Here is a 26031-nt window from a genome sequence, read left to right as displayed (position 1 = left end):
AAGCGCCATTTCGCCAGCGATTTTGCCTTGTTCATAACCCACCATCACCAAACCGCCAATAGTTTTATTTTTGCCAACGGCAAAGTCCCAAAAACCGTAAGGTGCCAACGGGGAGTGGTTTACCGACCAACTAATCACTTTCTCGGAGTCCACATTTCGCTGATCCTCATCGGTGAGCGATTGATAGAGAATAAACGCAATAGCATCAAAACCTTCAGCCTTGGCATTTAACACCGCTTGTTGCCAGGTTAGCCAATCGTTAATCAGCCTGAGTTCCACTTCTACACCAGATATCCACTGCTGGGTTTGCTGGTCAAATACATCTCTCAAAATATACTGTGAAGTGATGCTGTTATCTGATAAAAGCAGTATACGTTTTAATTGCATATTATTGATTTGCTGAATAATGCTAATGGAGCGTTTAATCAGCGGCCGCTCCAATACCCCGGTAATATTAAAACGCTGATGCACTTGGTAATGACGAGGATTGTTATTAACCCCTAAATACACCACAGGTACCTTGGTTTCGGCTAAGCGAGGGCCTAAATATTTAAGTGCGTTATCGTCACCGAGAATAACTAAATCTGGTTGGGTGACTAGGTAGTGTTGCCAAGCCAATTCTGCTCGGCTAGCGTGTTCGGCTGGCGGCAGGCGTTTAGTGTCCATTTCAAAGTAACTGAGTTGATAATGCTCATTCAGCACCTCTTCTATACCTTGAATATAGCTTTGATCCCAAGCAAAGCTCTGATGATAGCTTTCTATCACCAGAATTTTTGCTTGTGCGACTGCTAACATCGGCCAAAGCCACACTAATAGCAAACCGCAAGCCCGCATCAAAATTATCACTAACCACCTAATTTATATAAAGTAAATCCAGTATAGCTGGAGTATATATAAAATGCTGAGCAATTATTAATTGTCTATGAAAGCTGTGCTCGCTGATGGGGCTTATCTAAGTCTAAAATCGGCCCTAGCGGTACCACTCCGGTAGGGTTGATCATAGTATGGCTTTGATAATAATGGCCTTTAATATGGTCAAAATGAATGGTCTCGGCAATGCCCTCTATTTGGTAAAGCTCACGCAAATAACCATAAAGATTGGGGTAGTCAACAATGCGCTTTAGGTTGCACTTAAAGTGACCCACGTATACCGCATCAAAACGAATCAAGGTAGTAAACAAACGCCAATCGGCCTCGGTTAGCTGCTCGCCCATTAAATAACGCTGGCTAGCAAGGCGTTGCTCCAGCTCGTCTAAGGTTGCAAACAAGGGATGCAGTGCTTCCTCGTAAGCTTGCTGGGTGGTGGCAAAACCGGCTTTGTACACCCCATTGTTTACCGTGTCGTAAATCTGCTGGTTAAGCGTATCTATTTGCTCACGCAGGGCTTGTGGATAATAGTCACCACTGTTGGCGCCTAGCCCATCAAAAGCCGAGTTAAACATGCGAATAATGTCGGCCGATTCATTGGATACGATGGTTTGTTGCTGTTTATCCCATAATACTGGCACGGTCACTCGCCCCGAGTAATTGGCATCGGCGGCGGTATAAATTTGATGCAAAAAATCAGCCTGATGAATCGGATCGGCCACCACTCCAGCCCCCTCCGCAAAGGTCCAGCCATTTTCGGCCATTAGCCAATGCACTACCGAGAAATCGATCATCTCTTCTAAGCCTTTCAGCTTACGAAAAATCATAGTGCGGTTAGCCCATGGACAGGCATGGGAAACATACAAATGATAACGGCCCGCTTCGGCTTTAAAGCCGGCTTCACCACTAGGCCCAGCGCTACCGTCGGCTGTCACCCAATTGCGAAATTGCGACTCACTACGCTCGAAGCGCCCCTGATTTTTATCGGTGTCGTACCATTTGTCGTGCCATTTCCCGTCTACTAATAAACCCATGTGCTTGCTCCTAATGTGTATTACCGAATAATTTCTAGTTGTGAAATTTTAAAACAATGCACTGCCACTAAGGCAGTGCCAAACATAAGCAGGGAGCGACCCGCTTAAAAACGATTGTTTTGAAAGTCATCGAAGGCTTGCAGCACTTCTTCGCGAGTATTCATAACAAAGGGGCCTCCCCATGCGATGGGCTCGTTAATTGGTCGACCACTAATCACCAGTACTCGGCTAGCCTCAGTACTTTGTAAGCGTAGCTGCTCGCCTGGACTCAAGACCCCCAGCTGATAAGCCTTCAAGACTTGCTGGCCGATACTTGGCTCACCTTCAATTACATAGACAAATGCTTGATCGTTAGCGGGTAAAGCTAAGTTCAAATCAGCGCCCGCAACTAAACTTATGTCCAAATAACTGGCTGGGGTGTATTGGGTTTGCACCGCTCCTTGCAAGCCATTGTCCAACTGCCCGGCAATCACTCGAATCAAGTTACCCTGCAGATCGCGACGTTGCGGGATCTGCTCGGCGCTAAGCTCTTGGTAACCGGGAGCCGACATCTTGTGTTCGGCGGCTAAATTTACCCATAACTGAAAGCCTTTCAGCAAACCGTCTTGCTGCTCGGGCATTTCGGAATGAATCACGCCACGTCCAGCATTCATCCACTGAACCCCGCCAGCTTCTATCACACTTTCGTGGCCGGCATTATCTTTGTGACGCATTCGCCCATTTAAGATGTAGGTAACGGTTTGAAAGCCACGGTGAGGGTGCTCGGGAAAGCCCGCCAAATAATCATCGGGCTTATCCGACTCAAAACAATCCAACATTAAAAAAGGGTCGAGGTGGGCGAGCTGCGCATTACCCAGCATGCGGGTTAACTTTACCCCTGCACCATCGCTGGTGGCTTGCCCCGCCACGACTTTTTCGATTTGTCTAAAACTACTCACAATACTCTCCTAGGCGCTACGTTGATCTAAAGAATAACGACCCGCGCCATGCGCCACTAACAGTAGGAAACCACCCGCTATAGCGATGTTTTTCATCAACATAATCATCTGTATTTGGTCGTCTGGATTAAAGTGGAACAACAGTCCAGAGACCAAACTAAAGCCTGCCAGTAAAAATGCCACTATGCGGGTTTGCCAACCCAAAACAATGGCAATACCACCCAATAGCTCTAGGGCAATGACCAAGGGGAGTAGCATGCCCGGAACCCCCATGGCTTCCATATAAGCTTGGGTACCGGCATAACCGCCGATTTTACCGTAACCCGATACAATGAAGATCAAGGCTAAAAATAGTCGTGCTAGAACTTGGCTGACATCTTTAAGTGCGTTCATGGTGCTGTTCTCCAATAACTTAAGCGCGAATGCTTAATCACAGCTTAGTGTTGTTATTAACAATGATAAACATTAACAAAAGCAAATTATTGTTCTTATAATTGCAACAATAGATAAAAGTTTGGAGTGGCAGGCGATGGGACAGCTGGAAGAAATGCAAGTCTTTGTAAGAGTAGTAGAAGCAGGTAGCATTAGCCGCGCCGCCGAACAACTGGGCGTAGCCAAATCAGTAGTAAGTCGCCGGCTTAGCGCCCTCGAACAACGCTTAGGTGGTAGCTTAATGCAACGCACTACTCGCCGTTTAAGCCTGAGCGAGACCGGCCAACAGTTTTACCAACGCAGCTTGGGAATCTTGGCCGAGGTGGAGCAGTTAAACCAAGATGCCCACAATCAAAAACAAACCTTAAGTGGCAGCTTGCACATTGCTGTGCCACTTTCCTTTGGCCTCAGCCACCTTAATTCCGCCTTTGACGCCTTTATGCGACTTCACCCCGAACTAAAACTGAAAATCAGCCTATCTGATAGCCAACATAACTTGGTGGCCGAAGGTATTGATATCGCACTAAGGATTGCCGAGTTAAAAGACTCCAGCCTTAGAGCGAAAAAAATCACCCCAATTAATTTTGTGCTAGTCGCCGCTCCAAGCTATTTAGCCAAACACGGTGAACCGAAACACCCACAAGATCTCAAACAACATAAAATCCTGCACTACAGCTTAAGCCCGCCACACTGGCAGTTAACCGGCCCCAACCAGCAAGTTCATCAGCTGCACTATCAAGCCCATGTTAGCGCCAATAATGGCGACTTATTACGCGATTTGGCGATTGCCGGCCATGGCATAGCTTATGCGCCCACCTTTATCGCATGGCAAGCCATTACTACTGGAGAATTAAGCGTGGTACTGGGAGACTATCAGCTGTCCCCCTTACACGCTTGGGCGGTGTACCCTAATACTCGCTACCTACCGCAGCGCAGCCGAGTGATGATTGACTTTTTGGCTCAACGCTTTGGCTTAAATCCCTACTGGGACCAAGCCCTAAGCCGCTATTTACAACGATGAATGAGTCAAACCGGCTAGATCGCTCAGGCTTTACAAGCGGCTTCACTAAATAAAGCAAAATTACTGTATTATCAGCAAAATTTATGCTCTTCTTGCGGGTAAATAATAAGCGGTTAAGCAGCGACTTAACATCTGCACACTCGGCCTTTGGCTAAGCGACTATTCGCGATTTGATTAATTTTACAGTGAAGGAAAGTATCATGCCCATCGTTTTCGATTATCTATTGACCGTGCAAGTTGCGCTGCTGATTTTTGCGCTATTTGTACTTAAATCCTCAATTAAATTTGTCCCACAAAACTCCGCCTGGGTGGTTGAGCGTTTTGGTAAATACCAGTCAACTAAAGAGGCCGGAATTAACTTCCTGATCCCGATTGTTGACCAAGTGTCGGCGCGCCGTTCACTAAAAGAGCAAGCCTACGATGTGCCAAGCCAAGCGGCGATCACCAAAGACAACATCTCCTTATCGGTAGACGGAGTACTGTATTTTCGAGTACTCGACCCTTACAAGGCGACCTACGGTGTGGAAGACTACGTATTTGCGGTGACCCAATTGGCACAAACCACCATGCGTTCTGAAATTGGTAAAATCGAATTGGATAAAACCTTTGAAGAACGGGATGCGCTAAACGCTAAAATTGTTGCGCAAATTAACGAAGCCTCGGCCTCTTGGGGGGTGGCGGTATTACGTTACGAAATTAAAGATATTACGCCACCAGCCTCGATTATGGATTCAATGGAATCACAAATGCGCGCCGAGCGGGAACGTCGCGCTAAAATTCTTGAGTCGGAAGGTGAAAAAGCCGCGGCAATTAATATTGCCGAAGGTCAGAAACAAGCGCGGGTACTGCAAGCCGAGGCAGAAAAACGTGAACAAGTTCTGAGCGCCGAAGGTGAAGCCGAGGCGATTTTAGCAGTGGCCGATGCGCAAGCTAAAGCCCTCACCACCATCGGTGCATCGGCGGCCACTCCTGAAGGACAAAAAGCGGTACAACTTGACCTTGCTACCAAAGCCATTGAAGCCAAACATGCCATTGCTAAAGAATCGAGTGTGGTACTGCTGCCCGACAGCAGCACCGAAGCCGGTTCATTGGTAGCACAAGCCACCACCATTTTAAACGCGCTTAACCGAGGCAACTAATATGGGCGAGCTGCTTAGCAACCACATTCCTCAAGTGATGATTGCCCTAGGCATCATCCTACTCACCATTGAGGTCGCGGTGATTGGCTTTGCCACCTTCATTTTATTTTTTGTTGGCCTGTCACTGATGTTAACCGGCTCACTAGTGTGGATGGGGGTATTGCCAGAAAGCTGGAACAGCATTCTTTTGGCTAATGCCTTAGCCACGAGTGTATTGGCTGGATTGTTATGGAAGCCGATGCGCCGCTTACAAAATAGTGCCGACAACAAACAAGTGAGCAGTGATTTTGACGGCCACAGCTTTTTTTGCGAGCAAGACATCGACAAACGGGGCCTAAGCCATTACAAGCACTCTGGGATTAGCTGGGCCTTAAAAAGTGAACAACCGATTAAGGCTGGCACCGAAGTTTACGTAGTGCGTGCTGAAGTCGGCACCTTTTGGGTAAAAGCGGTCGATTAAATGTAAGGGCAGCGGTTTAGACTAGCTGCCCACTTCGTAATACATGCAAAGCCCAAGATAGTGTGCTTAACTAGCAATAATTAGTTTCTGCAAGTTGAGCACTCATGCGACAAGCCCTGCAAAAAACCATCATGCTATTACTGTGCTATGGCTTAATCGCCTGTAGTTCGGTAGTACCTAACGAACCACCCAAAGTGAATCTAATATCGGTGGTTCCCAGCTCCGACTCAGGCCTCGCACCAAAGTTTGATATAAACTTGCGGGTGGTCAACCCCAATAAGCAAGCGCTAAATCTGGCGGGCGCGGTCTACTCTCTGTCGTTAAACGGCCATGAAATTGTTAACGGTGCGACCCGCGAGCTGCCCAGCGTACCGGCCTACGGAGAAGCCACCTTTAGCTTACCCGCTCAAGCCAACCTCATGGCCAGCATGCAACTACTAGGTAGCTTGCTGCAATTAGAAGAACCACAGTTAGATTATCAAGTAGATGTAAAACTGGATGTGGGGAGTTTTTGGCCGGCGATTCGCTTAAGCGAAAAAGGCCAATTAAAACTAGAAAACTTAACTCATTAAGCTAGTCCCAACGCTCGGTTACCTTTATTAAATGGTAACCAAATTGGGTTTTCACTGGCCCCAATACTTGATTTAGCGGGCCACTAAACACAGCTTTATCGAAGCTTTTTACCATCTCGCCTTTAGCAAAGCTGCCCAAATCGCCACCTTTTTTAGCCGACGGGCAGCTAGAATAACGCGCGGCCATGGCTTCAAAACTAGAACCCTTGTTGAGTTTCTCTAACACCTCCAAGGCCTTCTTTTCTGAATTAACAATTATGTGCTGCGCACGAGCGCTTGCTTTCGCCATTTCATGTCCTCTCTTTTTCAACCAGTTTTACATGGTAACGTGATTGTCAATTAAGCTGTCACAATTTGTAGTACCAAATCTAATTTTGCAAACGGCATTCATGTTATTGCCGATCCATTAAGTTATTATATCTAGGTAATTATTGACTCACCGAATGGACCGGCATGAAACTATCTCCTCGTTTTTCTTGGTTGCGAAACGTGCTTTTAATTGCCACGGTATTAGGGTTATTTACTGTTTTCTGGGCGCCAGTAAAACGCTTGCAGCTCTACCCTCAAGACCATATGTTGGTGGATGCATTTTCTGACCACGGACAAGGAGGAAATTCCAACGTTTATTGGGAAACAGACCAGCAATTTATTTGCGACCTACAAAGTAGCCATTTACTAGACAAGTATTGTGGCTTAAGCATAAAGTTTTTTGACCCAAACCAAGCCCCCGCAGCAGACAAATACACGAAATTACGCAACATCAACATTAGTGAATATGAGCAAGTTATTTTGTATGCCAATTTAGAAGGCCCAGACAGCGAACTGCGTTTTTTTATACGTAGCACACCCAGCACTAATGGCCGTGACTTATCCCACGCAAAATACATGTTCACCTACTTTGAAAAAAAAGAACTCGGGGAGCACCCCGCTGCGGCAGGTTTGAATCAATTTACTATTCCCTTGTGGTGGCTAGATAACAACTATCGATCGCGAGACGACTTCGTAGAGGATTTTTCACTAATTAAGGAAATTGGCGTAGATATACCTTCAGGCTCTCCGGATGGGGAGTACATCATTACTTTGAATAAAATAGAGGTAGAAGGAAAATGGATCAGCAACGAAAGCCTTTATGCCATAATTATTGCCGTCTGGCTGGTTTACTTTACCGCAGAGTTATTTCGCTATTTTCTGCATCAGCGCCAGCTATTTACCCAGTCGATTAACACCTTAGAGCAAAGTGTTGACCAACTAAAACACTCCGCCAGCAACGACCATCTCACCGGGGTACTCAACCGTCGTGGTTTAATTGAGGCTTTCAATGAACGCCCGGAACTCAACGATAACTACTACTTGTTTGTATTCGACATCGATCACTTTAAACAAATTAACGACCACTACGGACATAGCAATGGTGATGCAGTATTGCGCTTTTTTGCTCGTCAACTCAGCGCCACCACTCGAAACCAAGACTTATTTGGCCGCTGGGGTGGCGAAGAGTTTGTATTGCTGTCTCAACAACGCCATGATGCCGATGCCTATAGCTTTGCAGAGCGTCTACGCAAGCTAATTAATCAGCAAGACTTTTTGCTATCTTATCAAGGTCGACAATACAACATTAAACTCAGTATGAGCATTGGTCTCACTTCAATAGCCAAGGGTGAAGACTTTACTACTGCACTTAATCGAGCCGATTTAGCGCTTTATCAGGCGAAGAATGCTGGTAGAAACCGCAGCCAATTGCAAAATTAGAGCTGCCAATTTATGGCTGATTTCCCTTGCGCTTGCAATAACTGGTTGGTTTTTGAAAAATGGCGGCAACCGAAAAAGCCCCGATGGGCCGACAAAGGCGAGGGGTGTACCGAACTCAGCAGATGATGTTTTTTCGATTCCACCAACTGCCCTTTCTTTTGTGCATGCGCGCCCCACAATAAAAAGACCACGCCTTCGCAGTGCTGGCTAATCGCTCTAATCACCGCATCAGTAAAGTTTTCCCAGCCCCACTTAGCATGCGAGTGCGCCTTGGCTTGCTCTACGGTGAGCACGCTGTTTAACAGTAATACCCCCTGCTCGGCCCAAGCGCTTAAATCACCATGGTCGGGAATAATAAAACCGTCGATATCGCTGGCAAGTTCCTTATAAATATTACGCAAGGATGGCGGGATTTTAATGCCCTTAGCAACACTGAAACTTAAACCATGTGCCTGGCCTTCACCGTGATAGGGATCTTGACCCAGAATCACCACCTTCACTTGCGCTAAAGGGCAAGCTTCAAAGGCAGCAAACACTTGCGGTTGTGGAGGAAAAATATGCTTGCCGGCAGCTCGCTCTGCCGCGATTCGCCCTTGTAATTGCTGGTAATAAGGCTGTTGCTGCTCGACTTCAAACAAAGCTTGCCAATGATTCACATGCGATTCCTGTTAATAATAAAAGATAACTATTATAACCAAGCACTTGAGTCAGCTAATAGCGTTCTGGCACGAAACTCTGTTCTTGCATCGGTACCCGCACATATGCTTGTTTATCAATCGGCGGCAACACCACTTCTGCTTGAGTGAGTTCTTGGTAGTCAATCAGTGACAGTAAATGGCTGATACAGTTTAACCGGGCACGCTTCTTATCATCTGAATTCACCACCCACCATGGCGAGTGCTTGGTATCGGTATGGGCGAACATTTCATCTTTGGCTTGAGAATAGGCCGCCCAACGAGAGCGCGACTCTAAATCCATAGGGCTAAATTTCCAGCGCTTCAGTGGATTATTAATCCGTTCTAAAAAACGCTGCTCTTGCTCTTCATCCGATACCGAAAACCAGTATTTTATTAATATAGTACCCGAGCGGATCAGCATCCGCTCAAATTCTGGGCAAGCTCGTAAAAAATCCTGATGTTGTTCTTCAGTGCAAAACCCCATCACCTTTTCAACACCGGCGCGGTTATACCAAGAGCGGTCAAAAAGCACGATTTCACCGGCGGCAGGCAAGTGAGCCACATAACGTTGAAAATACCATTGAGTTTTCTCGCGCTCATTCGGCGCTGGCAGTGCAGCAATACGGCATACTCGAGGATTCAGTTTTTCCGCAATTCGTTTAATCACTCCACCTTTACCAGCCGCGTCACGCCCCTCAAAAATCACCACCACCTTAAGCCCTTTGGCCACCACCCATTGCTGCAGTTTGACCAGCTCGGTTTGCAATTCTTCAAGATTTTTTTCGTAGCTTTTTTTATCGAGTTTATCCGCCATTAGCTAACTCACCATAATTGTTGATGCTTAATTTCAGGCGCCAAGCAACGCCCACTTACTTTTTCTAAAACAAAGGCTTAATGTTGATTCGGCTTATCATTAATAGGCCATTTAGTAGAATAAGATAATTTGAGTATAGGTAAATAGCCTAAAATCTTGCTTATCTAGGCCAATTTCAGCTTCGTCAGGCTTTAAAAATAACCATAAAATGGTAATCTTAGGCGCCTTTATACATTCGCTAAGAATTCAACATGGCAACTACTGGCACTTTATACATTGTTTCCGCTCCTAGTGGTGCAGGCAAATCAAGCATGATCAATGCTTATCTTTCGCGCCACCGCGCCTATCCTGCCCAAGTGTCTATTTCTCATACCACTCGGCCGGTTCGTCCCGGTGAAATCGACGGCAACCACTATCATTTTGTTAGCCATGATGAATTTAAACAGCTAATTGCTGAGCAAGCGTTTTTTGAGTATGCCGAAGTTTTCGGTAATTTTTACGGTACCTCTCGTCTCAGCATCGAACAGACTCTCGCAGACGGTATTGATGTGTTCTTAGACATTGACTGGCAAGGCGCTCGTCAAGTTAAACAAATGATGCCCGAGGCAGTATCGGTATTTATTTTGCCACCCAGCCGTGAAGAGCTAGAAAACCGTTTACATATGCGTGGCCAAGACAGCCCCGATGTAATTAAAAAGCGAATGGACGAGGCAGAAAGTGAAATGTCTCATTATAATGAGTACGATTACTTAATTATTAATAGTAATTTTGACGAAGCCCTGAGCGAGCTGACCGCCATTATTACTGGCCAAAGATTACGAACCCGTCAACAAGCCGCGCGACATCGCCATTTGTTAGACGAACTATTATCGAAATAATATCGTTAAGTCCTAGCAAATTATCACGAGATCGGCTAGGATCTTGCGTCATTTTTAGTCAACGGAGCTGTGCATGGCACGAGTAACAGTAGAAGATGCAGTAGAACAGGTCGGCAATCGCTTTGACCTTGTACTAATCGCCGCACGTCGTGCGCGTCAGATCGCAGTAGAAGGTAAAGACCCTCTAGTTGAGGAAGATAACGATAAACCTACCGTTATCGCTTTGCGAGAAATTGAAGAAGGCTTGATCACCACCGAAACCATGGATGCTCAAGACCGCCAAGAACGTCAGGAACGTGAGGCCGCCGAGTTGGCAGCCGTTGCCGCTATCGCCGATAAGCGCATCTAATTCGTCCCCGTCTATAAAATTACCGTGCTGGGTTTACTCTGCACGGTAAAACTCCCATAATTCAATTCAATCATATCTATGTTTAGCGCCCTCCGCTGATGAGGTAATGTTTGTACTTATTCGAAAGTTTGCGCGAAGTCGCCTCTAGTTACTTAAGTGAAGAGCATGTCGCTCAACTGCGTGATGCCTATATCCTAGGCAAAGATGCCCATGAAGGTCAGTTTCGCTCTAGCGGTGAACCCTATATTACCCATCCTTTGGCAGTGGCGCGGATCCTTGGAGAGTTAAGACTCGATCATCAAACACTGGTCGCTGCTGTACTACACGATACCATTGAAGATACCCCAGTCACTTACGAACAACTGCAACAGCAGTTTGGCACTGAAATCGCCGACTTAGTAGAAGGTGTCAGTAAACTGGATAAAATTAAGTTTCGTGACAAAAAAGAAGCCCAGGTCGAAAACTTTCGAAAAATGATGATGGCGATGGTGCAAGATATTCGCGTCATCCTAATCAAATTAGCCGACCGCACCCACAACATGCGCACTCTCGGTTCTTTACGTCCCGATAAACGCCGCCGCATAGCCCGCGAAACCTTAGAAATTTATGCACCAATTGCTAACCGTTTGGGTATTCATAGCATTAAAAACGAATTGGAAGAGCTCGGCTTTGAAGCGCTCTATCCGATGCGTTATCGCGTATTAAAAGTGTCGGTTAAAAACGCTCGCGGCAATCGCAAAGAATTAATCAACGGCATTCATCAAGAGTTGCAAGGGCGTATTGAAGAAGCAGGGATTCAGGCTACCGTTACCGGACGCGAGAAAAACCTCTACAGCATCTATAAAAAGATGGTTAACAAAGAGCTGCAATTTCATGAAGTGATGGATATCTACGCTTTTCGTATCATTGTAGACAGCCTAGACACCTGCTATCGAGTTCTCGGTATTAGCCACAGCCTTTATAAGCCTCGCCCCGGCCGTTTTAAAGACTATGTTGCCATTCCTAAAGCCAACGGTTACCAAAGCTTGCATACCTCTCTGGTTGGCCCTCATGGCGTGCCGGTGGAAGTGCAAATTAGAACCGAGCACATGGACCAGATGGCCGACAAAGGGGTAGCCGCTCACTGGTCTTACAAACAAGCTGGCGAAAACCCCGGCACCACAGCGCAAATTAGGGCGCAACGTTGGATGCAAAGCCTACTCGAACTGCAACAAAGCGCAGGCTCTTCATTCGAGTTTATCGAAAACGTTAAAACCGATTTATTCCCCGATGAAATTTATGTATTCACCCCGGAAGGGAAAATCATTGAACTCCCCGCCAGAGCCACTCCGGTAGACTTTGCTTACGCGGTGCATACCGACGTTGGCCATGCTTGTGTCGGCGCTAGGGTTAATCGCCACCCCTATCCCTTGAGCAAAGCGCTTAGCAACGGCCAAACGGTTGAAGTAATAACCGCGCCCGGAGCGCGACCCAATGCGGCGTGGTTAAACTTTGTGGTAACCGGTAAGGCTCGTGGGAAAATCCGTCAGTTGCTGAAAAACCAACGCCGCGAAGAATCAGTTAACCTTGGCCGCCGCCTGCTTAATCACGCCTTGGGCGGAGTGAAGCTAGACGACATAGCCCCTGAAGTGCTTAAGCAAGTACTACAAGACCTAAAAGCTGAAAACATCAACGACCTGTTAGCCGAGATTGGCTTAGGCAATGCCATGAGTATCGTGGTGGCCAACCGCTTGCTCGGGAGTAACGACGAGCTGGGTCAAACCAAAGGTAAAGGACAAATCGCCATTCAAGGCGCCGAAGGCTTGTTATTAACCTACGCCAACTGCTGTCGCCCCATTCCAGGCGACCCAGTAATTGCCCATATCAGCCAAGGTAAGGGCCTAGTGGTTCACTTAGAATCATGTAAAAACATTAGTGGTTACCAAAAAGAACCCGACCGTTATATTAACGTTGACTGGTCTAAAGATGCCGCTGAAACCGCAGAATACAAAACCGAAATGCGCATCGACATGGTGAACCATCAAGGTATATTAGCCAGCTTAACCAATGTGGTAGCGTCAACCGGTGCTAACATCGTTAATATTGTCACTGAAGAAAAAGAAGGCCGCGTCTACACCATTGATTTATTGGTGACCACCCATAGCCGTGTGCATCTGGCCAATATTATGCGCAAAATACGCGTCATGCCCGAAGTACTGCGGGTAGTGCGCTTAAGAAACTAGAACAACGAGAAAACCATGACTCCTGAACGCTATCAGCGCATTCGCGCCATGTTAGATGCCCGCCAAACCGATTTAACCATTTGCATGGAAAACGTGCATAAGCCGCACAATTTGTCGGCCATTGTACGTACCTGTGATGCAGTGGGTGTCGATCATGTACACGCGGTATGGGAAAACTATAAAGACGAGCTACGTCGCGGCACGGCCACAGGCAGCCAAAATTGGGTAAAAGTACATAACCACGAAAACATTCAAGATGCGGTGGCCGCGTTACGCAACAGTGGCATGCAAATCTTAGCCACCAATCTTTCAGATAGCGCCGTTGATTTTCGCCAAATTGACTATACCAAACCCACGGCTATTTTAATGGGCCAGGAAAAATATGGTATTTCCGATGAGGCGCTTGCCTTAGCCGACCAAGACATCATCATTCCCATGGTAGGCATGGTGCAATCTTTAAATGTTTCGGTCGCCAGTGCCTTAATTCTCTATGAAGCACAGCGCCAACGTGAATTGGCCGGTATGTATCAAGGGCCTTGTAAAGTCAGTCCTGAAGAACAAAACCGCATCATCTTTGAAGGCGGCCACCCCATCTTTGCTAAAGCCTGTAAACGTAAAGGTTTGCCAATACCACAGGTGGACGAGCAGGGGCAAATCATCGCCGATGACGAATGGTGGGCCAAAATGCAAATGAATAAAGAAGCTTGGGACCAATTAGATAACGATTAATTAAGCCCCAAAACGAATAAAGGCCACGCTAAAAGCTGGCCTTTATTGTTATTACTGCTCGCTGGCCTCTTCCTCTGTAGCAGAGAGCTTAAATTGGTAGTCATCGGCAAAAGGTGAGTTGTAACCCCACTCAAAAGGCTGGCCCACTTGCTTATCCATCCATAAAATTGGCGTTACCAAAAAGCGCGGGATTTCGAGGCGAATACCATTGTCTTCGGCCTTGTATAGCGAACTATTGGCATCACACCTAATTAGCAACATCAACAATATGATGATCACCAAACCACGCCAAAAACCGTCCATAGTTGTTCCTAATGTTAGTAAAAAGACTGGCTAACTATTCAGCCAGAGTTTGCCATTGACCTTGCAAGGCCTGTTGTAACGTAGCCAGTTGCTGCTGCTTTTGAGTTTCAGTATAAGGCTTAGCAGGCAACTTGCCCCATATGGGTTGCGGCCAAAGAGGGTCGCTTTTATAACGCACCACATGATGTACATGCAGTTGTGGCACCATGTTCCCCAAAGCCGCCAGATTCAGTTTATCGCCCTGATAAATATCCATTAAGGCTTCGCTAAGGCGCTTCGATTCTCGCCAAAATTGCGCTTGTTGGCAATTATCAAGTTGATAAATGTCGCTAATGCCATCTTGCATCGGCACCAATACCCACCAAGGAAACTGGCTATCGTTGATTAATAGCACTCGCGACAGCTCAAAATCTCCCGCCCATATTCCGTCTTTTTGTAACTGCGGGTGCAAACTAAATTGGTTCATTGTCTATTCCTAAATACCCCTGTATCACCATAATATGCCAAGCATGCTCAAGAGGTCAGCGTTTCGCTTATCAAAAAAAGTGCTAGAATGGCGCCAACCATAATTTAAGCTGATTGAAATCTCAATAACTACCAGCGTCAGGCTGCTTGAAGAGTTACTTGTATCACTATGTTACGTTTTTTCCCCGCTCCTTTACTGATGGTTATTTCCGCAAGTTTAGCCATTATTAATACCGCCATAATTGGCACCTTAGTGGCCATTTGTGGTGTATTTAAGTTGCTTGTGCCGAAGCAGCTTTATCCGCAACTTAGCCGCTTAACCAATTTTTTAATGTGGTGCTGGAGCGAAGTAAACAGAGCCATTTTCAAACTAGTGAACAAGACTGAATTTGTCATTGAAGACAATAGCCAGCTCAGTAAACAGCACTGGTATTTGTTGATATGTAATCATCAAAGCTGGGCCGACATCGTATTGTTATGCATGCTGTTTGGCTCACGTATTCCCATGCCAAAATTCTTTTTAAAACAACAATTATTGTATGTACCTTTCGTCGGCTTGGCCTGCTGGGCACTAGATATGCCCTTCATGCGCCGCTATTCACGCCAATATTTACTAAAACATCCGGAAAAACGCGGCAAAGATCTGGAGTCAACTAAGCGCTCGTGTGAGAAATTTAAAAACATGCCCACCACCGTGATTAACTTTGTGGAAGGCACCCGTTTTAATCAACAAAAACAGCAGCAGTCGCGTTCTTCTTATCAATACCTACTCCCGCCAAAGGCTTTGGGTATAGCTTACACCTTATCGGTATTAGGCGAGCAGTTCGACCAAATCATCAATGTGACTCTGGCCTATCCCAATACCAATCCAGGCCTCACTCCGTTTAAGGCTTTGCTCTCAGGAAAACTAGATAAAGTGGTGGTTAAAATTGACACCATTCCAATCGACCAACAGCTTCGCGGAGACTATTTACAAGACAAACACTTCAAGCGTCATTTCAAACTTTGGTTAGATCAAACTTGGCAAGCCAAAGATCAATATCTAAAAACAGTGCTGAATAAAGACTAAGTCAGCACTTAAACCATATAAAGCGCCATTTTACTGCTATTTTTAAAGAGCAATAAAATAAGGAGAAGCATCTTGTGGATGAACTCTTGGCAAGCTTGCTTAGCCTGCTATCAGGCTCAGTTCAAACAGCCTCAGCCAGCTAAGCGTAAGCAGGGTGTTTGCCACCACTTAGCGCAAACATTCTGCTCAACAGCGCAAGGGAAGCCCCTAAAGCTTTTACTTGCTCTGCTGTTGCTCATCGCCTCTACTCAAGCAAGCACCGCTAAATTGGTCATGAACTTCTTCATTGAGCCCCCCTTTGTAACCCACGGAGACGAAGACCTCACCGGTTTGCACATAGACATTTTTAAGCAACTACAGCAGCAACAAAGGAACCTTGCCATTAAGGTACAACTGCTACCGCTAAAACGGGCCTACCTATTAAGCGCCCAGCTCCCCAATAACTGCGTTTTCGGTATTGAGCGTACACCGGCAAGAGAAACCGATTTTGTCTGGGTTAGCCCCTTGTATACTAGTCGCTACGCTCTGTATCAGCGGCCGCAAAGTGACCAAGACCTAGCACAACTTAAACAACTGACCATTGGCAGCTACTTAGGTAGCGGTGTAGCAGAGTATTTAGAAAGTTCTGGTTACAAGGTCGATTTAGCAAAAACCAATCTAAACAGTGCTAAAAAACTGCAACGCAAACGAATTCAAGCCTGGGCTAGCGATGTATTATCTGCTGCTTATATTTTTCAGCACTATTCACTCAACATAAACCCCAAAGGTCAGCCTTTTTACAGCACTAAGCGAGCCATAGCCTGTAATAAAAACACCACCTTAACCAGCTTGTTAAGTTTGCATCAAGGCTTAGACCAACTACAACAAAATGGCATAATAGAAACTATTCTAAATCGCTATGAGCAGCAATATCGGGTCGACTTAGACCAATAAAAAAGCAGTCCGAAGACTGCTTTTACTACACTAGGTCTGAAGTTCTAGCCTTGCAGGTTAACCAAGTACAATACCAACTCGTTTAGCTCTTCTTCTGATTTCACCGAGTTGGTAATTACAAGATATTTACCATTCACCACCAAGGCTGGTACACCGCGAATTTGGTAGTTAATGGTGTTTTTCTCCATTTGCGCGACCATGCCATTCACTACAAAGCTTTCAGCCGCACTATCAAATTTACTGGCTTCTACGCCATGAGCCACAAACACTTTGCGAATATCATCACGGCTAGCGAAGTGTTGGCGTTTCTTATGAATAGAATCGAAAATCGCTGCGCTAACTTCGTCATCCACGCCTAGCATATCTGCCACAGCATAAGCACGAACCATTTCTTCACCCATTTTTCCGCCGATGAAGCTAACATGGCTCTTTTTAAAGGCTACGCCAGCAGGTAAAGATTGTTTAATTTGTTTAGCTAGAGGCTCAAACTTAAAACAATGTGGACAGTAGTAAGAGAAAAATTCGAGAACCTCTGGTTTGGCGGTTGCCGTTTGCTTAATTACTTTGTAATGGGTACCTTCTTCGAAGTTTGCCGCCATTACCATTGGCAAAGCTAACATTGCCATCAAACCAATCAGTAGCTTTTTCATCACTCGGTATTTCCTTACAGTGAACCTTATTAAAAAACCGAGCATAATGATAAGCATTCGCTCGGTCAATCATTGCTGTCTAAGTTGACATTGATTTACCTTACCAAGAGCCCGCCTCAAAGGCTACTTTACTAGTAAATTGTTGATGAATTAGCTCACTATAATGCTGTTCTATTTGATTGCGCCTAATTTTAAGTGTTGGGGTTAACAGGGCGTTATCCACGTTCCAATCCTGCTTCACCACCAGTATATGAGACAACTTAGCGTGGCTCTCCAAGTGCTGATTTACCTTGTCTAAGGTTCTACCCAAGCTAGCCTCTATCTGCGTTTGAGAGTGTTGTTTCATTTCACCGGCTAATACCACCAAGGCACAGGGCTGAGCCAAGGCACTGCCCACCACACAAACCTGTTCCACCATGGAGTTTTCCGCGAGTTTTTGCTCGATAGGCACAGGTGCCACATATTTGCCTTTGGCGGTCTTAAAACTCTCTTTTAAACGACCAATAATTTTTACATAACCATCGGCATCTATGCTGCCCTTATCACCAGTATGCAACCAGCCATCCACAATGGTCTGCTCATTTAACTCGGGGTGTTTGTAGTAGCCGCTCATCATGCCTTGGCCCTTAGCCAGTATTTCACCTTGCTCGGAAATTTTAATTTCTACGCCGGGGCCAGCCTTACCAATAGTGCCTATTTTGTCACTGCGAAAAGGTAAATTAAGCGTGCCATAGGCTAAGTTTTCGGTCATACCCCAAGCTTCTGAGATATTCAAACCGATACTTTGATACCAGCGTAATAACGAGGGCGCAATCGGCGCACTGCCACAGCCCAAGATACGCGCTTTACTTAGCCCCAAGGCTTTTTTGATCTTGGCTTTAATCAAGCCAGAAACCAAAGGAATGGCCAGCAATAACTTGAGTTTCTTCGGTGGTAGTTTTTCAAATACGCCTTGTTGAAAACGCGCCCACAAGCGTGGTACTGAAACGAATAGAGTAGGCTGAACACTGCGTAAATTGTCGGCAAAGGTGTCTAAGGACTCCACAAAAGACACGCTGAACTGACCACTAAAAATACTGGTGCCTTGAATGTAAACGCGCTCGGTAATATGGGCTAATGGCAGATAAGACATAACTCGGTCTTCGCTGCCGGCTTGCAGCACTTCAATCAATTGCTCACAGGCATAACGATAGGCAGCAAAGCTAATTTCGGCACCTTTAGGGTCGCCAGTGCTACCCGAAGTGTAAATGATGGTCATAGTGTCTTGCTCATGCCATAAATGGTGCTTGTCGATCACCGCTTGCTTAGCTAACCAATCGCTCCATTGAATATGACAAGGCATGGTGGGATAGGGCATGGCTACGGTTTTCAGCCCCACAGGCACCCCCGCAGCCTGTTTATTCCATTCATCCAACTTACCAACAAACAATAACTTGCTTTCGCTGTGTTTAAGAATGAAAGACACCGTATCGGCGCTAGCGGTGGAATAAATCGGAATGCTGATGCAACCGGCCATCATGATCGCCAAATCAGCAATAAACCACTCGGCACTATTTTTCGCTAAAATGGCGACCTTATCGCCCGGTTCAAGACCAAGAGAGCGAATACCTTGGGCTATTTGCCCGGCTTCGCGCGCCACCACTGCCCAGGTTTTTTCATGATATACGCCATCAATAGGCTGGCGTAAATAGACCCGCTGCGGATGCTGTTTTTGCCAATGCATTAATGCATTAACGGGGGTGACAAAATTAGCCATTTACAACCTCGTTACAAATTATTCACCTTTTAGATCAATCCTATATGGCTTACGGCAGGATGCCAGTGCAAATTGATACTAAGCGAAGGCTTTGTGAACGAAGCCGCTGTTTATCACCAATTAGTGTAAGGATGTTGACTCAACATCGAGTTGTAATAGCAGTTTTGGCCCGTCACTTCTTCGCCCAACCAAGCAGGTTTGGTAAAAGCTTCCTGCTCACTTTGCAACTCCACCTCGGCCACTATCAAACCTTGGTTAGCGCCGGCAAATACATCCACTTCAAACATATGTTGGCCCACCGGCACTAAGTAACGCACTTTATCTATCGCGCCGGGTTCGCACAGCGCCAACAACTGCTCGGCTTCACTGAGGCTAATCGGCTTCTCCCACTCATAGCGGCTTAAACCCGACTCACTGCTCTGGCCTTTAATGGTAAGAAAACCCTGTTGGCCACGGATCCGCACTCGTACTGTGCGTCGTTTATCGCTATTTAAATAGCCTTGTACGATGCGGGTTTGCTCCACCGCCTGCTGTTTAAAGGCATCACTTTTCACTAAAAATTTTCGCTCGATTTCAAGGCTCATTTTAATATCCCGGAGTCAAAGAAAGCGGAGCTTGCTGCAAGGCGGCCAGCTGCTCTTTCAAGGCTAAAATTTGCTCTTCCCAATAACGCTGCGAATTAAACCAAGGAAAAGCACGCTGAAACGCAGCATCTTGCCAGCGTCGTGCTAACCAGCCCATGTAATGAATCATGCGCATCGCACGCAAGGGTTCAATTAACACGAGTTCTCGGCTATCAAACTCACAAAAGGCCTCGTAGCCTTCCAACAAGACTTCCAACTGCAAGCGGCGCTCATTGTCATCGCCAGCCAGCATCATCCATAGATCCTGCACCGCCGGACCATTACGCGCGTCGTCGAGGTCCACCAGCATCGGGCCATCGCGCCATAAAATATTGCTGGGGTGACAATCACCATGTAAGCGAATAATAGAGTGGGGTTGATACGCTGCCTTAGCGGCCTCGGCGACTTGCTCGGCCACGGTAAAAAAGGGCACAGCCAAACCCTCAGGCAACCAATCTCGCAATAGGATTAAGGGCTGATCGAGCATTTCTTCGGTATTAATCGACAAGCGATGCTGAAACAGTTTGCTGCCCACCTTTTGATGCATTCTGCCAAGGTACTGACCCACCCGTTCCAGTTGATCGAGGTTATCCACCTCAAAACTACGCCCACCCACACTAGGGAAAATGGCAAAGCGCCAGCCTTGATACTCAAACAAGCTTTGGCCCTGAATCACTAAAGGTGCCACCACTGGCACATCCACCTCGGCCATAGACAAGCTAAACAGGTGTTCTTCTTCTATTTGCTGATTAGTCCAACGCTCCGGGCGATAAAACTTCACCACATAGCGCAGCCCATCATCGGCTTGAAATTGGTATACCCGATTCTCATAAGAGTTTAAGGCCAATAAACCACTACTGGGAAAAATGCCTTGAGATTCAATGGCATCAAGAATGATATCGGGATTTAAATTGGCAAATAGAAAGGCGCTCATGATTTGGCCGCTTCACAACAGATTATCGGCGCAGTGTAGCAGTAAAGCCAAGGTACTCGCCAGCCGCGCCACAGCAATAGCCACAAAAGTTAAATCGGAGTTAGGCTGGTAACGCCAAGAAACCACAAGCAACGATATAAATACAGCATAACCACGCCACCAGCATTAGCGCAGAACGTAGACTTGCCCAACCATAAACATAGGCCAGCGGGTGGAGTAATCTGCTGGCGATAAACACAATACTGGCATTCTTCAGCGAGGCTAAATCAAGCCCCGCTAAGTGGGCCAGTAGCACAGAGCCACTGAACAGTAGCAGCGCTTCCCAAGCATTTTGCTGGGCAGCGTAAAGACGCTGCCCACGGCTATCTAACTGCAGTACTTGTTGCCGAGGGTCATGGTTATCAATCCGCCCTAATTGACGCTTACGGGTATAAGAGCCCAAAGCCGCCAACAGGTTAGGTAGTAACAGCAACAAAGCTAAACACAGCAGTAGCGTTTTCAGCGCTTAGTCTCCACTAATAAAGCGACTAGCCTGGCTAATTTGTTGCTCACCGGCTTGCAATACAAACTCGATATCAGTAACGGAGCTAGGCAACAGATAAGGGTCACTGGCTAGGGAAATAGGCAAGCTATAGACTTCACCGGCATTCACGGTAACCTCTTGCTGGCCTATCCATTCCACCTCTTCTAACCCCCGCACGCTTAGGCTAAATTGGCGCGCCTCAGACGACTTATTAATCACCTTCAAGGTATACGTATTTTCAACTAAGCCTTCAGTGGTTTCGGTATATAACGAAGCGCGATCGCGTATCACGTCCAGTTGCATTGGCTTCACATTCAGTAAGGTGAACACAAAGGCCACCAACATAATACTTAATACCACTCCATAACCAATTAACTTAGGCCGCAGCACATCGGTTTTTTGCCCCGCCAAATTATGTTCGGTGGTATAGCGAATCAGGCCTTTGGGGTAATTCATTCGCTCCATGGTTTGGTCACAAGCATCGATACAGGCGCCACAGTTAATACACTCGTATTGCAGCCCATCACGAATATCGATACCCGCCGGACAAACCTGTACACATAAATCACAGTCAACACAGTCACCTAGGCCCATGGCTTTATGGTCGACATTACGCTTACGCGGCCCGCGGCTTTCACCACGTTGGCTATCGTAACCCACGATAAAGGTATCTTTATCAAACATAGCCGATTGGAAACGCGCATAGGGACACATGTGAGTACACACGATGGTACGCATCCAACCCGCATTAGCGTAGGTAGCCACGGTGAAGAAAATCACCGAGAAATTCACCGCACCACTGGCGTTAAGTGTGAAGAAGTCCCACCACAACTGTTTTACGGGTACAAAATAGGCGGCAAAAGACAAGGCTGTAAATACCGATACCGCTAACCACGCCGCGTGCTTAGCGGTTTTTCGCCAAATTTTATTGAAGTTCCAGGGAGCCTTGTCTAACTTCTTACGCTTATTGGCACTACCTTCAATTTTTTCTTCAAACCAAATGAAAATAAAGGTCCATACGGTTTGTGGACACAGGTAACCACACCATACTCGACCCAAAAAGGTCGTCACAAAAAACAGCGCAAAAGCGGCAATAATAAAGAACCACGCCAGCAGCAATAGATCTTGCGGCCACAGGGTTAAACCAAAGAAGTGGTATTGACGCGCCGCAATATCCAACAGAATAGCCTGACGCTCTCCGTAGGGAATAAAAGGCACAATCACAAAGGCGGCAATAAACAACCAGCCCATGTACTTACGCAAGCGTTGGAAAAACCCTTTTTGCTCACGCACATAAATCTGTTCTTGGGGGTTATAACGATCGACCGGGGCACGCTTTTTTGCGGCTCTTGGTTTTGGGCTCAGGTCTTTTACAGGAATACGATCACTCATCTCTCAGTCCTTTAGAGGGGAGGCTTCGATATACGAAGCCCTTTAGCATTAGGGTCAACTTAATGGCCACTTTGGCTAATCTACTTTGATACCACGGGCTTTTAATAAAGCGCTTTTAAAGTCATCCTCACAATCTTTGGCAATGCCAGGAATCATCTCGTCTTTACCAATACTTAGCATCTTTAGTTGATAAATAAGTACATCGTCGGTGAGTTCGCTCATCGGCTTAGCAAAGCCAGCTTGGTCGGCAATTTGAGCGATTATTTCAACAAGATTCAGTTCCGGCTGCTGTTTCCAAACCGGGGTGAGCAATTCAATTAGCTCTTCAATACGATGCAGTTGCATACTCATTTTTATACTTCTCCACGGGCGGCCACTACAGCTTGGTTTCTACCCAACTGCTTGGCTCTATATAGGGCCTTATCGGCCTTGTCTACGATCTCTTTGCTACTTTGTTGAGCGCTGGGGATCAGGCAACAAATGCCTATGCTCACGGTAACATAACTGGCTGCGGCAGAGTACTCATGCCGCAGCTTTGCCTTAGCCAATAGTGTTCTAATTCTTGTAGCTACTTGCAATGCCCCTTTGGTATCAGTATTGGGCAAAACAATCACAAACTCCTCTCCACCATAGCGGGCAACCATGTCATCTTCTCGCTGCAAAGCCTGATTAAACAAACTCGCCACTAGGCTTAAGCATTGATCACCGGCGAGATGGCCGTAATGGTCATTATAGGGTTTGAAGAAATCAACATCGATCAACAACAGGCTTAAGACGGTATTGGCACGGCTAGATAAACGCCAGTGCTGCTGCAAATGACGCTCAAACATGGCGCGATTGTATAAGCCAGTGAGCCCATCGCGTTCGCTTTGTTGACGCATCGAAGCATGGCTATCGGCCAGCTCGATGGCGCGGGCACGATTCCGCACCCCTTCAGAGAAATTGCTTTTTACCAAGGTTTCGGCGCGGCGCAATACCACATTGAGCAGGGCGCAACTTAATAACAGCACCAAATAAGCAGCCCACTCATTACTATCTCGCCCCAGCATATTCACCAGCAAAGCCACCAACATTGGCAAGGCGAAGCCATTAAAACTGCGAATACTGAGTAGATTGGGCACCACCACCAACGATAATAAGGCGCCCACCAATAACATTAATAATAAACGCTGGGCTTCGGCCAGTTGTGGCATAAACAGTAGTATTCCCACTGCCCACAGCACGCCACAGGCCGAGGTAAGCGAGAAATAGCCGTTTAATAAACCCACTGGCAATTCACCCGTTTGTCTTTGACTATAGCGGCGGGTATAGAGATAAAACAGCAGTGATAGGGCCAACATGCTAGCCAACCAAAAAGCATGGCCACTAAACTGGTCACTAGGGCTAAATAAACACCACCAAATCACACTAAAAGCAGCGCTCATTAATGCAACTAAACGGCCATTATTGACTAAATAACGGGCATTTTCAGCATTCACTTGTCGCTGCAAATTTGACAAAAATATAAAACCTTAGAGAAACGATGACGAATAAATTTTGTGCATTGTAGCAATAAGCCCAAGTACTCGCCCAGCAAAAAAAACGGCACTTTTAAGGCTAAAAATCCACAAACAAAAGCTGATTCGTAACAAACTAGACAATTTTAGCTAAAATAAGTCGCAAGCTTTGGCACATTATTGATCTGATTGCTTGCGTCCATTTTCCCAGAAAGGGTAAAGTGCTACACCGCAAGTGTTGGTCAATAAACTTGCCACTCGGTCATTTAGGTAAAGTATCTAAGGAACAAGGTCTATGCTGGACAATATCAACCCAACAACTACTCAGGCTTGGAAAGCACTACAAGCACATTTCGAAGCACAAAAAGAGGTTCAACTTAGCGAGCTATTCGCCGCTGACGCTGACCGTTTCAATCGTTTCTCTGTTGAGTTTAACGAGCAAATCTTACTGGATTACTCGAAAAACCTGATCACTGAAGAAACCATGCAGCATTTGCTTGCACTAGCCAAAGAAACCAAGCTAGACAACGCCATCAAAGCCATGTTCTCTGGTGAGAAAATCAACCAAACAGAAGGCCGCTCGGTACTGCATACTGCTTTACGTAATCGCAGCAATACTCCAGTAATGGTCGACGGCGAAGACGTGATGCCAGCGGTAAACGCCGTGCTAGAAAAAATGCAAGGCTTCTGCGAGAAAATCCATTCTGGTGAATGGAAAGGCTACACCGGTAAAGCAATTGAAAGCATTGTAAACATTGGTATTGGTGGTTCAGATCTTGGTCCGGTAATGATTACCGAAGCCCTAGGCGCTTACAAAGTAGAGCACATTAACACCTACTTCGTATCGAACGTAGACGGTACTCACATTGCCGAAACCTTGAAGCAAGTAGACCCAGAAACCACTCTTTTCTTGGTGGCGTCTAAAACCTTCACTACCCAAGAAACCATGACTAACGCGCACAGTGCCCGTGATTGGTTCCTAGCCGCTGCTGGCGATCAAGCTCACGTAGCTAAGCACTTTGCGGCTCTATCTACCAATGGTAGCGCCGTAGCTGAGTTTGGTATTGATACCGAGAACATGTTTGAATTCTGGGATTGGGTAGGCGGTCGTTACTCTTCTTGGTCAGCGATTGGCTTATCGATTGCACTAACGGTTGGCTACGACAACTTCATCGAGTTACTCGATGGCGCTCACGCCATGGACCAACACTTTGCCAGCGCAGAGCTAGAACAAAACCTACCGGTTATTCTTGCCTTGCTAGGTATTTGGTACAACAACTTCTACGGCGCAGAAAGCGTTTCAATTTTACCTTACGACCAATACATGCACCGTTTTGCGGCTTACTTCCAACAAGGTGACATGGAATCTAACGGTAAAAACGTTGACCGTAACGGCAACCCTGTGAATTATCAAACAGGCCCAATTATTTGGGGCGAACCAGGCACTAACGGCCAACACGCCTTCTACCAATTAATTCACCAAGGCACTAAGCTGATCCCTTGTGACTTCATTGCGCCAGCTAATAGCCACAATCCTTTATCAGATCATCACGCTAAATTAATGTCTAACTTCTTCGCACAAACCGAAGCCTTAGCCTTTGGTAAGTCTCGTGAAACAGTAGAAGCTGAATTAGTGGCAGCGGGTAAGTCGGCTGACGAAATTGCCAAACTAGCACCGTTTAAAGTGTTCACTGGTAACAAACCTACCAACTCTATCTTAGTGAAGAAAATCACCCCTTACAGCTTGGGTGCCATGGTAGCCATGTACGAACACAAAATCTTTGTACAAGGCATTATCTGGAACATCTTCAGCTTCGATCAATGGGGCGTAGAACTAGGTAAACAACTGGCTAACCAAATCTTGCCTGAACTTAAAGATAAAAATGCAGTGAGCAGCCACGACAGCTCAACCAATGGCTTAATCAATACCTTTAAAGCCTGGAGCTAAGTACTACACTTCGCTTAATTTGCAAAAAGCTGGCCTAGGCCAGCTTTTTTACAGTTAA

The 26031-nt window shown here is 46.3% G+C and carries 29 protein-coding genes; 12 read left to right on the top strand and 17 right to left on the bottom strand.

Going from position 1 to position 26031, the window contains the following annotated elements; all coding sequences use genetic code 11:
- The 4 genes from ACQY6Q_RS17045 to ACQY6Q_RS17030 form a co-directional block, all read right to left on the bottom strand.
- On the bottom strand, window positions 1-795 hold a 795-nt coding region (locus ACQY6Q_RS17045), incomplete at its 3' end, for an ABC transporter substrate-binding protein (protein ID WP_427983301.1).
- Window positions 796-920: 125 nt separating this feature from the next.
- A complete protein-coding gene (locus ACQY6Q_RS17040; protein ID WP_427983300.1) occupies window positions 921-1901 on the bottom strand; it encodes a glutathione S-transferase family protein in 981 nt (326 codons plus the stop codon).
- Between the two features lie 104 nt (window positions 1902-2005).
- Window positions 2006-2839 (bottom strand): pirin family protein, encoded by an 834-nt coding sequence (locus ACQY6Q_RS17035; RefSeq protein WP_427983299.1) that lies wholly within the window; start codon window positions 2837-2839, stop codon window positions 2006-2008.
- 9 nt (window positions 2840-2848) lie between these two features.
- On the bottom strand, window positions 2849-3232 hold the full coding sequence (locus tag ACQY6Q_RS17030) for a DoxX family protein (protein ID WP_427983298.1): 384 nt from the start codon (window positions 3230-3232) through the stop codon (window positions 2849-2851).
- Window positions 3233-3368: 136 nt separating this feature from the next.
- Here ACQY6Q_RS17030 and ACQY6Q_RS17025 point away from each other — a divergent pair, with 136 nt between their 5' ends.
- The 4 genes from ACQY6Q_RS17025 (at window position 3369) to ACQY6Q_RS17010 (ending at window position 6463) form a co-directional block, all read left to right on the top strand.
- A complete protein-coding gene (locus ACQY6Q_RS17025) occupies window positions 3369-4292 on the top strand; it encodes a LysR family transcriptional regulator (protein ID WP_427983297.1) in 924 nt (307 codons plus the stop codon).
- Window positions 4293-4492: 200 nt separating this feature from the next.
- On the top strand, window positions 4493-5431 hold the full coding sequence (locus ACQY6Q_RS17020; protein WP_427983296.1) for an SPFH domain-containing protein: 939 nt from the start codon (window positions 4493-4495) through the stop codon (window positions 5429-5431).
- Window position 5432: 1 nt separating this feature from the next.
- Entirely contained in the window at window positions 5433-5891 is a 459-nt protein-coding gene (locus ACQY6Q_RS17015) for an NfeD family protein (protein ID WP_427983295.1), read from the top strand.
- A gap of 104 nt (window positions 5892-5995) precedes the next feature.
- Window positions 5996-6463, top strand: a complete 468-nt coding sequence (locus ACQY6Q_RS17010; protein WP_427983293.1) for an LEA type 2 family protein — start codon at window positions 5996-5998, stop codon at window positions 6461-6463.
- 1 nt (window position 6464) lies between these two features.
- On the opposite strand, the gene ACQY6Q_RS17005 is transcribed toward ACQY6Q_RS17010, so the two are convergent.
- Window positions 6465-6773: a peptidylprolyl isomerase gene (locus ACQY6Q_RS17005; RefSeq protein ID WP_427983291.1), complete on the bottom strand. Its 309-nt coding sequence runs from the start codon at window positions 6771-6773 to the stop codon at window positions 6465-6467.
- Between the two features lie 143 nt (window positions 6774-6916).
- Between ACQY6Q_RS17005 and ACQY6Q_RS17000 the strand changes: the two genes are divergently transcribed.
- Window positions 6917-8212, top strand: a complete 1296-nt coding sequence (locus ACQY6Q_RS17000; RefSeq protein ID WP_427983290.1) for a GGDEF domain-containing protein — start codon at window positions 6917-6919, stop codon at window positions 8210-8212.
- Here ACQY6Q_RS17000 and ung read toward each other — a convergent pair.
- Window positions 8209-8868, bottom strand: a complete 660-nt coding sequence (gene ung, locus ACQY6Q_RS16995; RefSeq protein ID WP_427983289.1) for a uracil-DNA glycosylase — start codon at window positions 8866-8868, stop codon at window positions 8209-8211. The two genes, ACQY6Q_RS17000 and ung, sit on opposite strands and share 4 nt — an antisense overlap.
- Window positions 8869-8923: 55 nt before the next feature.
- A complete protein-coding gene (gene ppk2 / locus ACQY6Q_RS16990) occupies window positions 8924-9703 on the bottom strand; it encodes a polyphosphate kinase 2 (protein ID WP_427983288.1) in 780 nt (259 codons plus the stop codon).
- Window positions 9704-9954: 251 nt separating this feature from the next.
- Here ppk2 and gmk point away from each other — a divergent pair, with 251 nt between their 5' ends.
- The 4 genes from gmk to trmH all read left to right on the top strand — a co-directional run bounded on the left by gmk (window position 9955) and on the right by trmH (window position 13881).
- Window positions 9955-10581, top strand: coding sequence for a guanylate kinase (gene gmk / locus ACQY6Q_RS16985; protein ID WP_427983286.1), 627 nt, complete (start codon window positions 9955-9957; stop codon window positions 10579-10581).
- Between the two features lie 73 nt (window positions 10582-10654).
- Window positions 10655-10930 (top strand): DNA-directed RNA polymerase subunit omega, encoded by a 276-nt coding sequence (gene rpoZ, locus ACQY6Q_RS16980; RefSeq protein ID WP_016400213.1) that lies wholly within the window; start codon window positions 10655-10657, stop codon window positions 10928-10930.
- 110 nt (window positions 10931-11040) lie between these two features.
- Window positions 11041-13152 (top strand): bifunctional GTP diphosphokinase/guanosine-3',5'-bis pyrophosphate 3'-pyrophosphohydrolase, encoded by a 2112-nt coding sequence (gene spoT / locus ACQY6Q_RS16975; protein WP_427983285.1) that lies wholly within the window; start codon window positions 11041-11043, stop codon window positions 13150-13152.
- 15 nt (window positions 13153-13167) lie between these two features.
- A complete protein-coding gene (trmH, locus tag ACQY6Q_RS16970) occupies window positions 13168-13881 on the top strand; it encodes a tRNA (guanosine(18)-2'-O)-methyltransferase TrmH (RefSeq protein ID WP_427983284.1) in 714 nt (237 codons plus the stop codon).
- A 51-nt stretch (window positions 13882-13932) separates the two neighbouring features.
- Here the strand turns inward: trmH and ACQY6Q_RS16965 are convergent, their stop codons facing one another.
- Together ACQY6Q_RS16965 and ACQY6Q_RS16960 are read right to left on the bottom strand one after the other, a co-directional pair.
- Window positions 13933-14184: a hypothetical protein gene (locus ACQY6Q_RS16965; RefSeq protein ID WP_427983283.1), complete on the bottom strand. Its 252-nt coding sequence runs from the start codon at window positions 14182-14184 to the stop codon at window positions 13933-13935.
- A gap of 34 nt (window positions 14185-14218) precedes the next feature.
- On the bottom strand, window positions 14219-14650 hold the full coding sequence (locus ACQY6Q_RS16960) for an HIT domain-containing protein (protein WP_055733441.1): 432 nt from the start codon (window positions 14648-14650) through the stop codon (window positions 14219-14221).
- Between the two features lie 168 nt (window positions 14651-14818).
- On the opposite strand from ACQY6Q_RS16960, the gene ACQY6Q_RS16955 reads away from it, so the two are divergent.
- Both ACQY6Q_RS16955 and ACQY6Q_RS16950 read left to right on the top strand, forming a co-directional pair.
- Complete coding sequence (locus tag ACQY6Q_RS16955) at window positions 14819-15718, top strand: acyltransferase (RefSeq protein WP_427983282.1); 900 nt, start codon at window positions 14819-14821, stop codon at window positions 15716-15718.
- A gap of 78 nt (window positions 15719-15796) precedes the next feature.
- Window positions 15797-16651 carry a substrate-binding periplasmic protein gene (locus ACQY6Q_RS16950; protein ID WP_427983281.1) on the top strand — a complete coding sequence of 285 codons (855 nt, stop codon included), beginning with the start codon at window positions 15797-15799 and terminating at the stop codon, window positions 16649-16651.
- 44 nt (window positions 16652-16695) lie between these two features.
- Here the strand turns inward: ACQY6Q_RS16950 and ACQY6Q_RS16945 are convergent, their stop codons facing one another.
- From ACQY6Q_RS16945 to ACQY6Q_RS16910, 8 genes are all read right to left on the bottom strand, one after another.
- Complete coding sequence (locus tag ACQY6Q_RS16945; RefSeq protein WP_427983279.1) at window positions 16696-17301, bottom strand: thiol:disulfide interchange protein DsbA/DsbL; 606 nt, start codon at window positions 17299-17301, stop codon at window positions 16696-16698.
- A 100-nt stretch (window positions 17302-17401) separates the two neighbouring features.
- A complete protein-coding gene (locus ACQY6Q_RS16940; protein ID WP_427983278.1) occupies window positions 17402-19057 on the bottom strand; it encodes an AMP-binding protein in 1656 nt (551 codons plus the stop codon).
- Between the two features lie 113 nt (window positions 19058-19170).
- Window positions 19171-19641 (bottom strand): CYTH domain-containing protein, encoded by a 471-nt coding sequence (locus tag ACQY6Q_RS16935; protein ID WP_427983276.1) that lies wholly within the window; start codon window positions 19639-19641, stop codon window positions 19171-19173.
- Between the two features lies 1 nt (window position 19642).
- On the bottom strand, window positions 19643-20614 hold the full coding sequence (locus ACQY6Q_RS16930; RefSeq protein ID WP_427983275.1) for a serine/threonine protein kinase: 972 nt from the start codon (window positions 20612-20614) through the stop codon (window positions 19643-19645).
- Between the two features lie 100 nt (window positions 20615-20714).
- The gene (locus ACQY6Q_RS16925) at window positions 20715-21101 is read right to left on the bottom strand and encodes an MAPEG family protein (protein WP_427983304.1); all 387 of its coding nucleotides are present in this window, start codon (window positions 21099-21101) and stop codon (window positions 20715-20717) included.
- A gap of 18 nt (window positions 21102-21119) precedes the next feature.
- Complete coding sequence (gene ccoG / locus ACQY6Q_RS16920; RefSeq protein ID WP_427983273.1) at window positions 21120-22529, bottom strand: cytochrome c oxidase accessory protein CcoG; 1410 nt, start codon at window positions 22527-22529, stop codon at window positions 21120-21122.
- A gap of 75 nt (window positions 22530-22604) precedes the next feature.
- Window positions 22605-22874, bottom strand: a complete 270-nt coding sequence (locus tag ACQY6Q_RS16915) for a YihD family protein (RefSeq protein ID WP_427983303.1) — start codon at window positions 22872-22874, stop codon at window positions 22605-22607.
- Window positions 22875-22882: 8 nt separating this feature from the next.
- Window positions 22883-24028: a diguanylate cyclase gene (locus tag ACQY6Q_RS16910; RefSeq protein ID WP_427983272.1), complete on the bottom strand. Its 1146-nt coding sequence runs from the start codon at window positions 24026-24028 to the stop codon at window positions 22883-22885.
- A 292-nt stretch (window positions 24029-24320) separates the two neighbouring features.
- Here ACQY6Q_RS16910 and pgi point away from each other — a divergent pair, with 292 nt between their 5' ends.
- Window positions 24321-25973 (top strand): glucose-6-phosphate isomerase, encoded by a 1653-nt coding sequence (gene pgi, locus ACQY6Q_RS16905; protein WP_427983270.1) that lies wholly within the window; start codon window positions 24321-24323, stop codon window positions 25971-25973.
- Window positions 25974-26031 lie beyond the last annotated feature (58 nt).

It is taken from the genome of Agarivorans sp. (genome assembly GCF_050295395.1).
In the GTDB taxonomy this organism is placed as follows: Bacteria; Pseudomonadota; Gammaproteobacteria; order Enterobacterales; family Celerinatantimonadaceae; genus Agarivorans.
This window is presented reverse-complemented; position numbering and strand designations above follow the sequence as displayed.

Bases quoted from the DNA above. Each gene is read 5' to 3' on its own strand.
- ACQY6Q_RS17040 (WP_427983300.1), bottom strand. From the start codon at position 1,901: ATGGGTTTATTAGTAGACGGGAAATGGCACGACAAATGGTACGACACC.
- ACQY6Q_RS17030 (WP_427983298.1), bottom strand. From the start codon at position 3,232: ATGAACGCACTTAAAGATGTCAGCCAAGTTCTAGCACGACTATTTTTA.
- ACQY6Q_RS17025 (WP_427983297.1), top strand. From the start codon at position 3,369: ATGGGACAGCTGGAAGAAATGCAAGTCTTTGTAAGAGTAGTAGAAGCA.
- ACQY6Q_RS17020 (WP_427983296.1), top strand. From the start codon at position 4,493: ATGCCCATCGTTTTCGATTATCTATTGACCGTGCAAGTTGCGCTGCTG.
- ACQY6Q_RS17015 (WP_427983295.1), top strand. From the start codon at position 5,433: ATGGGCGAGCTGCTTAGCAACCACATTCCTCAAGTGATGATTGCCCTA.
- ACQY6Q_RS17010 (WP_427983293.1), top strand. From the start codon at position 5,996: ATGCGACAAGCCCTGCAAAAAACCATCATGCTATTACTGTGCTATGGC.
- ACQY6Q_RS17000 (WP_427983290.1), top strand. From the start codon at position 6,917: ATGAAACTATCTCCTCGTTTTTCTTGGTTGCGAAACGTGCTTTTAATT.
- ppk2 (WP_427983288.1), bottom strand. From the start codon at position 9,703: ATGGCGGATAAACTCGATAAAAAAAGCTACGAAAAAAATCTTGAAGAA.
- gmk (WP_427983286.1), top strand. From the start codon at position 9,955: ATGGCAACTACTGGCACTTTATACATTGTTTCCGCTCCTAGTGGTGCA.
- rpoZ (WP_016400213.1), top strand. From the start codon at position 10,655: ATGGCACGAGTAACAGTAGAAGATGCAGTAGAACAGGTCGGCAATCGC.
- trmH (WP_427983284.1), top strand. From the start codon at position 13,168: ATGACTCCTGAACGCTATCAGCGCATTCGCGCCATGTTAGATGCCCGC.
- ACQY6Q_RS16965 (WP_427983283.1), bottom strand. From the start codon at position 14,184: ATGGACGGTTTTTGGCGTGGTTTGGTGATCATCATATTGTTGATGTTG.
- ACQY6Q_RS16960 (WP_055733441.1), bottom strand. From the start codon at position 14,650: ATGAACCAATTTAGTTTGCACCCGCAGTTACAAAAAGACGGAATATGG.
- ACQY6Q_RS16955 (WP_427983282.1), top strand. From the start codon at position 14,819: ATGTTACGTTTTTTCCCCGCTCCTTTACTGATGGTTATTTCCGCAAGT.
- ACQY6Q_RS16950 (WP_427983281.1), top strand. From the start codon at position 15,797: ATGAACTCTTGGCAAGCTTGCTTAGCCTGCTATCAGGCTCAGTTCAAA.
- ACQY6Q_RS16945 (WP_427983279.1), bottom strand. From the start codon at position 17,301: ATGAAAAAGCTACTGATTGGTTTGATGGCAATGTTAGCTTTGCCAATG.
- ACQY6Q_RS16940 (WP_427983278.1), bottom strand. From the start codon at position 19,057: ATGGCTAATTTTGTCACCCCCGTTAATGCATTAATGCATTGGCAAAAA.
- ACQY6Q_RS16935 (WP_427983276.1), bottom strand. From the start codon at position 19,641: ATGAGCCTTGAAATCGAGCGAAAATTTTTAGTGAAAAGTGATGCCTTT.
- ACQY6Q_RS16930 (WP_427983275.1), bottom strand. From the start codon at position 20,614: ATGAGCGCCTTTCTATTTGCCAATTTAAATCCCGATATCATTCTTGAT.
- ccoG (WP_427983273.1), bottom strand. From the start codon at position 22,529: ATGAGTGATCGTATTCCTGTAAAAGACCTGAGCCCAAAACCAAGAGCC.
- ACQY6Q_RS16915 (WP_427983303.1), bottom strand. From the start codon at position 22,874: ATGCAACTGCATCGTATTGAAGAGCTAATTGAATTGCTCACCCCGGTT.
- pgi (WP_427983270.1), top strand. From the start codon at position 24,321: ATGCTGGACAATATCAACCCAACAACTACTCAGGCTTGGAAAGCACTA.